This window comes from Paenibacillus segetis (genome assembly GCF_014639155.1).
Classification (GTDB): Bacteria; Bacillota; Bacilli; order Paenibacillales; family Paenibacillaceae; genus Fontibacillus; species Fontibacillus segetis.
Window position 1 is genome coordinate 1,743,171 of record NZ_BMFT01000001.1, and the last position, 12,624, is coordinate 1,755,794.

Genomic DNA, 12,624 nt, shown 5'->3' on the forward strand with positions numbered 1-12,624 from the left:
ATAATTATAGAATTAGATATCGTGTTTAACTGAAGTGAAGTCAAATTTGCGCGGGAAGAGTGGTGGGCTTGGGTGATTCTTGAAGTAGCCGAATTACATGTTAAACCGGGCACTATAAATGATTTTGAGAGCCAGTTCAGAAAGGCATCCAAGATCATTTCACAAATGAATGGTTATCTTGAGCATGAACTCCATAAATGTGTAGAAGAGGAGAACAAATATATTCTGCTCGTTAAATGGAGATCAATTACTGACCATGAGATCGGCTTCCGCAAGTCACCTCAGTACGAAGAATGGAAGGCGTTATTACATCATTTCTATGATCCCTTTCCAACGGTCCAACATTACGTTCAGATTAGACATGAAGCAAACTGAAGACAAAGACATAGGAGATTGTATATGAGTGTGCCTTATATTATTGAAGATGCAACAAGAAGTGATTTGGAGCGAATCGTTGAGATTTATAATGAAACGATAGCTGGACGAGTGGTAACCGCTGATCTAGAACCGGTTACTGTAGCTAGTAGAGAGCCTTGGTTTCATGAACATTCTCCAAATCATCGACCTTTATGGGTCATGAAATCGGGTGAGACAATTATCGCATGGCTCAGTTTTCAATCTTTTTACGGAAGACCTGCTTACAATGCGACCGCAGAAATTAGCATTTATATTTCCGGAGAATATCGTGGATGCGGTATTGGCAGTCTTTTTCTTGACAAAGCGATTACTGCATCCCCTGAGCTATCTATTAATACACTACTCGGATTCGTGTTTGCCCACAATGAACCAAGCCTAGCTCTTTTGCGTAAAAAGGGATTTGAACAATGGGCTTATCTTCCCAAGGTTGCCAATTTGGATGGGATAGAACGCGATTTAGTTATTTTAGGGAGAAGGATAGATGCTTAACTAGAAAGACCTATCAACGACTTATCAGTTTTGGTTATTATTTTATTTATTAGAATGGAGAAATGGATCAGTTGGACGAATGGATACAACAGATGACGGAGTGGCTGGTCGAGACGACTCAATTGGGTGGATTTTCAATTTTATTATTAACGATTCCACTTGCGATTATTCAAGGGGTGGTCGGTTTCTTTCCGTTTGCCACGTTGCTCATGCTTCATTTATCGGTTCTTGGTGTTGCAAAAGGTTTATTTGCTAGTTGGCTGGTAGGGACAATAGCCGGTACGGTTATCTATCTACTCTGTCAATATTTATTAGCGGATTGGTTCAATCGTAAATGGATGAAAAAGTTGGAGAAATATCATAGATGGCAAGAAAGTATTGATCGCTACGGAGTATGGGCGGTTATTTTTCTGAGAACAATCCCAGTAATGCCTAATAATCTTATTTCCTTTATGTCGGCAATTTCAAATATGAAGACGATCTCTTACACTTGGGCTAACCTCATCGGAAACTTATCCAGTATATGGTTATTCGGCATTATAAGTGCCCCAATTGTATTTCCGGATATTGATTTAAGTAAGCTTATAACATCATATGTTCTATTTTTGTTCATACTGGGTATTGTATTTATTATTAGACATCGTCAGATGACAAGGAGAGAACGTAGGTTAAGAGTTAATAAATAGATAGATATTGATTAAATGGTTACCAAGGGGAGAATACTGTGGAAATGCCGGAAATTGTTCGTGATCCTAAGCAACGTAAGTTACTGACGAGTGCTGGGTTTAGTTGGATGTTTGATGCTATGGATGTTGGTATAATATCTTTTGTTGTAGCCGATCTAACGATGAAATGGGGTCTGACACCGCTGCAAGCTGGCATTTTCAATAGTGTCAATTTAGTCGGGATGGCGTTTGGAGCTGCGATTGCGGGAATTATGGCGGACAAATTTGGTCGTAAAGCAGTTCTCCTGTGGACGCTGCTTATTTTCTCAATAGCGAGCGGATTGTCTGCGGCAGCAACTGGTTTTGTAGTCCTATGCATACTACGTTTTATCGCAGGATTTGGACTTGGAGGGGAGCTTCCTGTGGCTTCAACCTTAGTCTCTGAATCCGTACCATCTAAAGATCGAGGAAGGGCAGTTGTACTTCTTGAAAGTTTCTGGGCTGCTGGGTGGATCGCAGCTGCTTTGGTTTCATTTTTTGTAATCCCTAAGTATGGCTGGCAATTTGCTTTTCTTATTGGAGCTTTACCGGCTTTCTATGCACTTTATCTTCGGAAGGCCATTTCGGACTCTCCTCGTTTTACCAAGCAGGTAGCACACAGATCTCTAAAGGATAGATTTCGTACTCTTTGGGCGAAGCCGCATAGACGTTCTACGATCATGTTATGGATTTTATGGTTTACGGTTGTGTTCTCTTATTATGGGATGTTCCTATGGCTTCCATCGGTCATGATTCTTAAAGGATTTAGCTTGGTGAAGAGCTTTCAATATGTGTTGATCATGACATTAGCGCAACTTCCGGGTTATTTTACAGCGGCTTATTTCATTGAGAAGTTCGGACGTAAGTTTGTCCTCGTATTGTATTTGATCTTAACGGCATTTAGTGCAGTTTGGTTCGGCAACGCTGCGACAGAAGGGATGTTAATCGCAGCGGGAATTTGTTTATCCTTCTTTAACTTAGGAGCTTGGGGTGGAATGTACGCTTATACTCCAGAGTTATATCCAACCAGTGTTCGCTCGACTGGCGTTGGGTTAGCTGCATCCTTCGGGAGAGTAGGCGGAATTATCGCTCCCCTGCTTGTTGGTCTGTTGGTATCACGACACGTTACAATTGGATCGATCTTCGTGATCTTCTTTTTGACGATCATCGTTGGTGCTGTAGCTGTATTATGTCTAGGTAAGGAAACAAAAGGTCAAGAGTTAATCGATTAATACTTGAAAATAAAAGGCCTCCAGCCCGGATATATGAAGGGGAATGGAGGCCGCGTTTCTCTTAATTGTATATTTATTATAGGTTCAGTTCTTCGAGAATGAGATGATCTCCCGGCTTTAAGGTATGTCCTACGATATTTCTGTGAGCTAGTTCGGTCACAAATTGATCCCCGTTCTGCTTAATTGGGGGAAAAGTATTATAGTGTACAGGAATTACATGTTTCGCTTTGAGCCATTCAGCTGCTTGAAGAGCATCCTCAGGACCCATCGTGAAGAAATCACCAATGGGCAATAGTGCAAGATCAATCGAGTTCCGATCTCCGATTAACTTCAGATCACTGAATAGTGCAGTATCACCGGCATGATAAACGTTAAATCCTTCTAAATCGAGCAGAAGTCCAGCTGCAACACCCAAGTAGACATTTCTACCGTCAATCTGTACGGAAGAGCTGTGCAATGCAGGTGTGAATTTGAGTTTACCAAACGGAAATATACAAGACCCTCCCAAATTCATTCCAACAGTCTGAAGACCCTTACTTTCGAAATAATCAGCTAATTCAACAACAGCAATGATCGTCGCACCCGTCCGTTTCGCAATTTTCTCTGTATCTCCGATATGATCGGAATGACCATGTGTAAGTAGAATATAATCGGCATTGACTTCCTCTGGAGCTATAGCTGCGCTTGGGTTTCCATCCAGGAACGGATCGATAATCAATTGATAGTGTCCTGTATCGATGTGGATGGATGAATGTCCTAGAAAAGTTAATCTCAATTGCTTCACCTCATGGTATATTTGTTTATTTGTATATAAGTATAACGAACTTTACCCATTTTAGTCACATGCATCAAGTAGTTGCGATAGATTGGGATATATTCAAAACACGAGGGGTGGGCTTGGTATGAAAATTATCATTACGCAGGGGGAAGCGGTTCAAAAGGGGATTTGGGGTAAGATTATGGTTATGTTTGGTATTACTGAGGACAGTGAGGTATGGATTAATGAACAGTTTATTCTCACGGAAGAGCAAGCTAAGAAATTAGGGTTGATTTCCTAATAGATCCCCCATATTTAACTCGGAATTAAAAAAGCTGACCCATTGTATGGATCAGCTCTATATTAGATAAAATAAGACTTGAATTAGCTAGATATTCATGATAAAATAACGGATAGTCATTGCATAACTTATTATATAACAATTGCCTCTATAATAGCACTTTCACAGCAAATTGTCAATTGAAATATAGAGATGTTTGAGAAAAATGTGAGTCTTTAGCATTTTTTTATTTTTTTAGGGTGGGGGTCATATTCATGTCAGAAGATTTGAAACACGATGAACCAAGTTATACAGACGATTTATCATTGCCACCAGGCATAAAAATTGATGACCCAGTTCGTATGTATTTAAAAGAGATTGGTCGGGTACCTTTGTTGTCCGGCGAAGAAGAGATCAAACTTGCTCAACGAATCGAGCAGGGCGACGAAGAAGCTAAACGTAGATTGGCTGAAGCCAATTTGCGGCTAGTAGTAAGTATTGCTCGGCGATACGTTGGTCGGGGTATGGTATTCCTTGATTTGATTCAGGAAGGTAACATGGGTCTGATTAAGGCGGTTGAGAAATTCGATTATTCCAAAGGCTTTAAGTTTAGTACTTATGCGACATGGTGGATTAGGCAAGCTATTACAAGAGCGATTGCAGACCAGGCAAGAACGATTCGTATTCCAGTTCATATGGTAGAAACCATTAATAAACTGATTCGAATTTCGAGACAATTACTGCAAGAGATTGGTCGAGAGCCTACACCTGAAGAAATTGCTAAAGAAATGGAACTTTCACCTGATAAAGTACGAGAAATAATGAAAATAGCGCAAGAACCCGTATCATTGGAAACACCGATTGGTGAAGAAAATGATTCGAATTTGGGTGACTTTATTGAGGATAAGGACGCTATGGCTCCTGCAGATGCGGCAGCATATGAACTCCTTAAAGAGCAGCTTGAAGAGGTGCTAGATACGCTAACTGAACGGGAAGAGAATGTGCTTCGTTTACGCTTCGGGATTGATGATGGGCGTACACGTACCCTTGAAGAAGTAGGCAAGGAGTTTGGCGTTACTCGGGAACGGATTCGTCAGATCGAAGCCAAAGCGTTGCGTAAGCTTAGACACCCAAGCCGTAGTAAGAGACTTAAAGATTTCATGGAATAAGCATCTATGAGTATAATAATTTCTGAACAGAAAGACGATTGAGCAGGAAGGATATCCTGTTCGATCATCTTTCTGTTTTTTTTATATTATCTGCATCTGGACCCTCGTCGGCTAGGACGGACCACCCTGATAGTAGACAAGACTTTGGAAGATAAAGGTCGAGTATATAAGTACTTTTGTTTACTGCCTTTCTGTACGCGGCTTACACCACATTTTCTAGACCGAGCGACTTTGTCTCCAAACACCTGCATAAACCATTCGACAGGGTAGGAAATGGACATGTAGCCATCACTAGATCCAGCAAAGTTAACAGCTGCAGCCTGATTCCCTGATCGGGTCAGCCAAACAGAACCTGAGTCGCCAGGTAATGAGACGGGACGTTTACCACGGATCACACTTTGGTTCTTAAATGTTATCGTACCTAGATTACCATAATCGCCGTAACCGACTTGGATATCTGTATGGATAGAATCCACAACCCCTGTAACAACTCCGCTTGTACGGCCGACTTTTTTGAATCGATCGCCGACTCGGTAAGAACGGATGTGACCGGGAACGGTTCCAAAGACGGCATAACTTGGTTTCAGTAAATTACGTCGCAGCGGTTTTGAGGTCGCTGCATCGATGTAATTAACTTTTCTCTTTTGCAATTTAACAAAACGGTCCATATGTCCAATGAGATCACGTTTAATCGTGCCTCCGTCGGCGCCTCCTGGTTGAACGGTCGGAGATATTCGGCATGAATTCTCGTTTACGAGTACATGGTTGTTACTGAGAATATATCTGCTTCGGGGAAAATGAGCACGACTGACGATCAGACCAGCGGTACCAGATTCACTCTCTGTACCAATACTATATCCTCCGATTAAGGGGCGAATTCTTCTCTGAAACCTTTGACTATGGGGGATGCTGTTCTTATGAAACTTTGCCGACCGGACGATACGAATGGGAACCCCTGAAGTTGACTTCGGGTTTAGAATACGTGTGATGTTATGCTGGTTTTTCTTATCTTTCTTTTTCATACCTGTTGCGGCGAGAGAATTGGCATAGACTATAACTGCAGCACCTTTTTTAGGATGTGCGGGATCTTTAAGTCCAACACCGATACCATGAATCCCACGTTTCCTTAACAAGCTTCCGGATAGACGTTTCTTAACTAAATACGCTTTATGAAAACTGGTCAATGAAAATCACCTTTTTTCTCTAAGTTTGCTTCATACTATGTAATAGGTGATAAGCTTGCGTGCCTAAATTTCATTTTCATCGTGTCGGCTTAATGATAATATAATGATCAGTATTCAAAAATGTGTTGTGATCATCAGAGGGATTCAGGAAAAAGGGGAAATAGGTCATGATTACAAAGATAAGAGCTGATTGGCAAACCTTTATTGAGCGAATGCCATACGCCGTAGTACTTGGATTCTTTCTCAAATGGTTGTTGTATGGAGGAATCGTTGGTCTGATCGTAGGATCGGCTTCGGCATTTTTTCTAGTAAGTTTGGAGTATGTTACGGGGTTACGCGTGGATCACTCGTGGTTATTGTTTCTGCTTCCTCTCGGAGGGGCATTGGTTAGCTATTTATATATGAAATTCGGGAAGAATAGTGCAAAGGGAAATAATCTGGTTCTGGAGAGCATACAAGACGGACATGAGACGATTCCGCTGCGGATGGCACCACTAGTGTTATTCGGGACACTCGTAACTCATTTGTTTGGCGGTTCAGCAGGTAGAGAAGGTACTGCGGTGCAGATGGGGGGAAGTCTGGCCGAGGGCTTTGGTAAACTCATACACGTGAACCGGAATGATCGGATGATTCTGCTCATGTGCGGGATTAGCGCCGGGTTTGGTTCTGTATTTGGCACCCCACTGGCCGGAACGGTGTTTGGACTTGAAGTCATCGCTATCGGATTAATGAGTTATCAAGCACTTATACCGTGCTTCATCGCGAGCTTTATTGGAGATTTTGTTGCGACTAAGCTTTGGGGGATATCGCATATTCATTATCAGGTGGGACAAGTTCCTGCGGTAACGGTCCTCGTTCTCCTCAAAGTTGTGATCGCCTCAATTCTATTTGGATTAACCAGTCTTTTGTTCAGTAGATTAACCCATTTTTTGAAAAAATGGTTCTCTCGTATTTTTGCTAATGCGGTATTAAAAAGCGCTGTCGGTGGACTTGTCGTGATTGCTCTTGTATATCTGGTGGGTTCTAGGGATTACCTTGGATTAGGTGTACCTTTGATAGCTGATTCCTTCGAAAAAGATGTGTCTCCACTAGCCTTTCTGTGGAAAATAATCTTTACTTCTACAACTTTAGGAGCCGGTTTTCAAGGTGGCGAAGTCACTCCGTTATTTGCTATTGGTTCTACTCTAGGAAATGCATTGGCCGGTCCTTTACATATCTACGCTCCTTTTCTTGCTTCGCTAGGCTTCATCGCGGTATTCTCCGGTGCTGCAAACACACCGATCGCTTGCTTCATTATGGGGATCGAATTGTTTGGGGCTGAGGGAGCCTTGTTTATGTTTATCGCTTGCATCATCAGTTATCTGTTCTCAGGTCACAGCGGGATTTACACTTCTCAACAAATTATGATCTTTAAAAACGGGATAAGATCAGTCCCGGGGGATGAAAAGAGTGCGAATTCAGCAAAGAATGAGCATTAAGTAGCTATAGCATAAATAAACGACAAAACGAACCGTAGTTGATACGGTTCGTTTTGTCGTTATAACCATTTTAACTACTTAGGTATAGATTGTAATAATGGGTGCAGAGATGGTTGGTTGAGTTGTAATTGTTGAAGTTGTATTGTCAAAGCTGGAAATTTCGAGTAGGACCGGTACCCCTGCTGTAATATCTGGTGTAATAGCGTTCAACACTAAGTCGGTCGTTGCTAAAGTGGAAAGTCCTCCTTGCTGAAGTACTCCATTCAGATAGACATTGAAATAGTCTTGGCCTGTGAGTGGAGGGAAGGTAACTACCGGATTATCAAGATCATCAGTAAAGCTACCTGCTGGAATGGTAGTATCCGTTGCTCCTATCATACCTGCATTGATAATAGCCAAATAACGAGAAACTTCAGGAGTCACATCGGTTGTGACTACCCCACCAGATGCAACTGGCGCGGTTGCTGTGGCGGTGTAAACTGGTTTAATAACAGCCATATGACCAACTTCTTTCTATTATAAAATTAATCGAATGAGCATTCGATTTACTATAGTTAATGCTGCAAATCTCATAGTGAAACGGCTTATTATTAGAGAATAGAAAATTTAGATTTATATATTACGACAAGGGATAGGAGTCCAATTCAATATGGGATAAAGATACATATTATATGATTATTAACCTGGATATATGAAGGGAGTTGCCTGGGATTGAAACATCGTTCTCTTAAGAAGAAGGGGAAGTGTTCGAAAAAAGTAGAGATTAAGTTAAAAAGACGACGGAAATCTTCATGCCTATGTAAAGTAAGAAAAGGCAAACAAAGTCTAAGACGAGTCAAAAAGTTCCGGTTCCGGAGAAAACATAGTCATTTAAGAGTAATTGGGTTACGCCGCTCTAAGGGGAAGCATCGTCTTCATGGGAACTCAGGTCATGTTGGTCATTTCGGATCAGATTGTTTTAGAGGTTCCGAAGGTCATCATAATCAAAATGATCATCATGAGAACCATCACAAGCATTGTCTTCCCGGACCACAAGGGCCAGAAGGACCTCAAGGCCCACAGGGACCGCAAGGACCGCAAGGGGCACAAGGAGCGCAGGGAATACCTGGTCTGCCGGGTATTCCAGGTGCACGAGGTCCAACGGGCGCAACAGGAGCCCAAGGATTACAGGGATTACCGGGAGCGCAAGGCCCACAGGGGATCCCAGGTACACCAGGTCTACAGGGACCGCAGGGAAATCCAGGCGTACCTGGTCTGCCAGGCATGCAGGGTGCACAAGGTCCAACAGGGGCAACGGGGGTTACAGGGCCACCTGGAGGAATAACTGGTGGTATTGAAGTGGATGTCCTGCCTACAGCCTACAGATACGTTACTTTCCCGACTGATAATTTACAGTCCACTGTAACTATTCCAAGTCATCTGTTCATAGATGACGATGGAAATGTAGTAACCGTATTTAATGGTACCGGCACAAATAGTTATACGAATGTATTTATCAATGGCATTTTACAGGAAGGTAGTTTATATACAATTACGGCTAGTGATCTGACACTGTATCTTGATGAGTCTACTATCTATGCAGGCGTTCCAATCACGGTTGAGAACGTTGAATTTAATACCCAAGTCACTTATATTTAGTTATTTTCCTGCGGTCTGCTTCAATGTTAGAACCCAAATTACTATTGAAGCGACCGTTGGAGACAGCAGTACATAATCGCACAAAAACACGGTATATTTTGAATAATTAGTTAGAGTATTTCATGAATATTTGGACAAGTTTATCTTCTTCTATGAGAAAGTTAGATTGAACATATAGTAGATGTAGCTAGATTAACTTAAATCATTTTTGAAAAATAAGATATTTTTATATGCTCAATCGTGTTATTTATGTAGGAGGTGAAGAGATGAGAAAGAATTCTTTATTGCGTACGGATAGAGAATTGGGTGAGATATATAGACGGAATGTAGATACAGTTTATAGACTCTGTTATATGTATTTGAAAAATTCAGCGGATGCAGAGGATGCTGTTCAATCTATATTTTTAAAATTAATAAAATCTAGTCCTATCTTTTCTGACCATGAACATGAAAAAGCATGGTTTATTGTTCTAACTCAAAATCACTGCAAGGATATTTTAAAAAGCTGGTGGAAAACCCGCCGGATTGATTTAACCGCGCTGCCAGAGGTGTCTTGCTGGGATGATTGTGAGCAATCAGGAGAAGTACTTGAAAGACTGCTTACGCTACCCAATAAGTACAAAATAGTGCTATACCTATATTATTTTGAAGACTACTCAGTGAAAGAAATATCAAACATGCTCAAACGCAAAGTAAGCACCATTCAAACCCAATTAGCAACAGGGCGTAAATTATTAAAAATGAATTTAGTAGATCGGACTCAAGATAACTATGTTATAAATCTAAGAACGAGAGATAAAACAGTTGAAAACTAAACTTTATAGTAGGAGGTCACTATGAAAAGTACGCAAATTCATCATGTATTTGAAGCTTTAACACCAAGCGCTGAACAGAAGGAGAACATGTGGAACTCGATTTGTGTGCAGAAGAATTCTACAAAGAGAACAGGCAAAATTCAACTACATATTAGGCGTAAACTATTGATTCCCATCGTAGCATGTATTGTAATGTTTACAGTATCCGTGACTTCATATGCGGCCACAGATGGTAAAATTGTTGCGATGATTAAAGATCAGGTGCACCAAATCTTCTTTGCCAACGGTGATACTGTTGAGCTTCAAATTTTTGATAATGGTAATACCAATCTGGGTATCAGCGGAGTTGAAGGCGATTGGCTGGTTAAGAAATCAGGTGCGCGGTTGCTTTTGAAGATAAATGGAGAAAAAATAAATATTGCAGAAGCACTTTCGAAAAATGGATATTTCTACTACGATTATCGAGACGGTGGTGATATTCTACACAGGCTTTATATCGTCAAAAACGCAGGAGGTACTAAGGACTATTCTGAACGCTGGTATTCTCAATTTGAGTGGCTACCGGAATATGGTATCAGTGGTGGCAGCAGAGGGATCAGTGGTCCGCTCGCGACAGCAATTATGTCAGCAGAATCAGAGGCAACGGACGGAAAAGATTCATTAGATACTCTGCTACAGAAATATTTAGCGAAATATTGGAATGAGTATAGTTAAACCAAGGGGGAGTTTTATGTGATCAGATCATGCGCTATTGACGGTAGTGAGGACGTAATCATTCATTCAATTATTAATGATGCAGCTCAAGCTTATAAAGGGATTATTCCGCAAGATCGATTCAGTGACCCTTATATGTCGATGGAACATTTAAAGAGTGAAGTGGCGGATGGAGTTGCTTTTTGGGGATATGAAGATGAAGAAGGCAATCTTATTGGTGTGATGGGTGTCCAAGACAAGGGAGATGTGGCTTTAATTCGTCATGCTTACGTTAGAACGAATCAACGTGGTAAAGGGATCGGAAGTAAGTTGCTTGCACATTTGATGGATGACGGAGATAAACCACTATTGATCGGAACATGGGCATCCGCGTCATGGGCGATTTCTTTTTACATGCGGCATGGATTTAAACAGGTGGATCAACAAGAGAAGGAGCAACTGCTTCGTACATATTGGAGTATTCCAGATCGGCAGATTGAAACGTCCGTAGTGCTGTGTGATCCAAGCTGGAGTACGAGATAACCTAGTAGAACTTGTTAAAAATCATTTATGGACTACCATCTCCTAAAAAGATAGCTTAAAATATAAAGAAGCTTCAATAATATTCATGCGATGAATAATCGCAAATTTAAATAGATGAGTAGGTCCATGATGAAAAAGAAATTTAAAAAATTCTATGTAGAAACAACGAGTATATGTAATTTAGCTTGCAGTTTTTGTCCGCCAACGAAACGGGAATATAAGTTTATCAAGGTCGAGGATTTCAGCAAACTATTGGATGATATCAAGCCACATACGGATTATATCTATTTTCATGTCAAAGGAGAGCCACTTCTTCATCCCAAAGTTGGGGAGCTTCTGGATATAAGTCATGAGAAGGGATTTAAGGTCAATATCACTACGAATGGTACCTTAATTACTAAGAATCGAGATAAGTTGCTTGGGAAACCAGCGCTTCGCCAGATGAATTTCTCTTTGCATAGTTTTGACGGACATGAAGGTTCTACAGACCGGGAAGGGTATATCTCTAATATTCTCTCTTTTGTAAGGGAAGCTGTAGCGTCTTCCAATATGATTGTATCGTTCCGTCTTTGGAATTTGACTAGGGATAATGAGAGTAATCTAGAGCGAAGTCGTAACCGTGCCACGCTTGAAATGATCGAGAAGGAGTTTGGGCTGGATTATCATATCGAAGAGAGAGTGATCCCAGGGACTGGGATCAAGCTTGCTGAGCGCGTTTACTTAAATCAGGATGCTGAATTCGACTGGCCGGATCTGAATGCTGAAGAGGATGATGGGCGAGGGTTCTGTCATGCACTCCGTAATCAGGCGGGAGTTCTGGTGGATGGGACCGTCATTCCATGCTGTTTAGATGGAGAAGGGGTTATTAACCTTGGGAATGCGTATGAAACACCATTCTCAGAAATAGTTGATGGTGAACGAGCTAATCGATTGTATGATGGATTCTCACGCAGGGAAGCTGTGGAGGAATTGTGCCGCAAATGTGGTTACCGCAAACGCTTTGGGGGAATGGCATAAACAAAACAACCGTCCGGATTAAAAACCGGGCGGTTGTTTTATTATAGAGATTTAATTGTATCTTCTACAGTTAAAAATGAGGTTTAGCAATGATTTCTGAAATTAGTTGTATAAAGTACAGCTAAATTGGATGAATAGGACCTGATCGAGCTTCTATCTTACTTTTAAATGTATTTTGTACAATTAAAACTGACAGACGAACTGGACA

At 41.2% G+C, this 12,624-nt stretch carries 15 protein-coding genes; 12 read left to right on the forward strand and 3 right to left on the reverse strand.

What is annotated here, in order from left to right; all coding sequences use genetic code 11:
• The first annotated feature begins 72 nt into the window (after positions 1 to 72).
• The 4 genes from IEW05_RS07965 (at position 73) to IEW05_RS07980 (ending at position 2,842) form a co-directional block, all read left to right on the forward strand.
• Complete coding sequence (locus tag IEW05_RS07965; protein WP_188537476.1) at positions 73 to 375, forward strand: antibiotic biosynthesis monooxygenase family protein; 303 nt, start codon at positions 73 to 75, stop codon at positions 373 to 375.
• A 24-nt stretch (positions 376 to 399) separates the two neighbouring features.
• The gene (locus IEW05_RS07970) at positions 400 to 906 is read left to right on the forward strand and encodes a GNAT family N-acetyltransferase (RefSeq protein ID WP_188537478.1); all 507 of its coding nucleotides are present in this window, start codon (positions 400 to 402) and stop codon (positions 904 to 906) included.
• A 71-nt stretch (positions 907 to 977) separates the two neighbouring features.
• Positions 978 to 1,592 carry a TVP38/TMEM64 family protein gene (locus IEW05_RS07975; protein ID WP_188537480.1) on the forward strand — a complete coding sequence of 205 codons (615 nt, stop codon included), beginning with the start codon at positions 978 to 980 and terminating at the stop codon, positions 1,590 to 1,592.
• 44 nt (positions 1,593 to 1,636) lie between these two features.
• Positions 1,637 to 2,842, forward strand: coding sequence for an MFS transporter (locus IEW05_RS07980; protein ID WP_188540777.1), 1,206 nt, complete (start codon positions 1,637 to 1,639; stop codon positions 2,840 to 2,842).
• 76 nt (positions 2,843 to 2,918) lie between these two features.
• Here the strand turns inward: IEW05_RS07980 and IEW05_RS07985 are convergent, their stop codons facing one another.
• On the reverse strand, positions 2,919 to 3,617 hold the full coding sequence (locus IEW05_RS07985; protein ID WP_188537481.1) for a metal-dependent hydrolase: 699 nt from the start codon (positions 3,615 to 3,617) through the stop codon (positions 2,919 to 2,921).
• A 127-nt stretch (positions 3,618 to 3,744) separates the two neighbouring features.
• Between IEW05_RS07985 and IEW05_RS07990 the strand changes: the two genes are divergently transcribed.
• Positions 3,745 to 3,900 (forward strand): hypothetical protein, encoded by a 156-nt coding sequence (locus IEW05_RS07990; RefSeq protein ID WP_188537483.1) that lies wholly within the window; start codon positions 3,745 to 3,747, stop codon positions 3,898 to 3,900.
• A gap of 254 nt (positions 3,901 to 4,154) precedes the next feature.
• Positions 4,155 to 5,048: an RNA polymerase sigma factor RpoD gene (gene rpoD, locus IEW05_RS07995; protein WP_188537485.1), complete on the forward strand. Its 894-nt coding sequence runs from the start codon at positions 4,155 to 4,157 to the stop codon at positions 5,046 to 5,048.
• An 86-nt stretch (positions 5,049 to 5,134) separates the two neighbouring features.
• On the opposite strand, the gene IEW05_RS08000 is transcribed toward rpoD, so the two are convergent.
• Complete coding sequence (locus IEW05_RS08000) at positions 5,135 to 6,232, reverse strand: chymotrypsin family serine protease (RefSeq protein WP_188537487.1); 1,098 nt, start codon at positions 6,230 to 6,232, stop codon at positions 5,135 to 5,137.
• Between the two features lie 167 nt (positions 6,233 to 6,399).
• On the opposite strand from IEW05_RS08000, the gene IEW05_RS08005 reads away from it, so the two are divergent.
• Positions 6,400 to 7,710 (forward strand): voltage-gated chloride channel family protein, encoded by a 1,311-nt coding sequence (locus IEW05_RS08005; RefSeq protein WP_188537489.1) that lies wholly within the window; start codon positions 6,400 to 6,402, stop codon positions 7,708 to 7,710.
• Positions 7,711 to 7,788: 78 nt separating this feature from the next.
• Here the strand turns inward: IEW05_RS08005 and IEW05_RS08010 are convergent, their stop codons facing one another.
• Positions 7,789 to 8,208 (reverse strand): DUF4183 domain-containing protein, encoded by a 420-nt coding sequence (locus tag IEW05_RS08010; protein ID WP_188537491.1) that lies wholly within the window; start codon positions 8,206 to 8,208, stop codon positions 7,789 to 7,791.
• 213 nt (positions 8,209 to 8,421) lie between these two features.
• Here IEW05_RS08010 and IEW05_RS08015 point away from each other — a divergent pair, with 213 nt between their 5' ends.
• From IEW05_RS08015 to IEW05_RS08035, 5 genes are all read left to right on the forward strand, one after another.
• The gene (locus IEW05_RS08015; RefSeq protein WP_229753297.1) at positions 8,422 to 9,348 is read left to right on the forward strand and encodes a DUF4183 domain-containing protein; all 927 of its coding nucleotides are present in this window, start codon (positions 8,422 to 8,424) and stop codon (positions 9,346 to 9,348) included.
• A 266-nt stretch (positions 9,349 to 9,614) separates the two neighbouring features.
• The gene (locus IEW05_RS08020) at positions 9,615 to 10,163 is read left to right on the forward strand and encodes an RNA polymerase sigma factor (protein ID WP_188537493.1); all 549 of its coding nucleotides are present in this window, start codon (positions 9,615 to 9,617) and stop codon (positions 10,161 to 10,163) included.
• 21 nt (positions 10,164 to 10,184) lie between these two features.
• Positions 10,185 to 10,877, forward strand: a complete 693-nt coding sequence (locus IEW05_RS08025; RefSeq protein WP_188537495.1) for a hypothetical protein — start codon at positions 10,185 to 10,187, stop codon at positions 10,875 to 10,877.
• An 18-nt stretch (positions 10,878 to 10,895) separates the two neighbouring features.
• On the forward strand, positions 10,896 to 11,399 hold the full coding sequence (locus IEW05_RS08030; RefSeq protein WP_188537497.1) for a GNAT family N-acetyltransferase: 504 nt from the start codon (positions 10,896 to 10,898) through the stop codon (positions 11,397 to 11,399).
• A 126-nt stretch (positions 11,400 to 11,525) separates the two neighbouring features.
• The gene (locus IEW05_RS08035) at positions 11,526 to 12,416 is read left to right on the forward strand and encodes a radical SAM/SPASM domain-containing protein (RefSeq protein ID WP_229753298.1); all 891 of its coding nucleotides are present in this window, start codon (positions 11,526 to 11,528) and stop codon (positions 12,414 to 12,416) included.
• Positions 12,417 to 12,624: the final 208 nt, after the last annotated feature.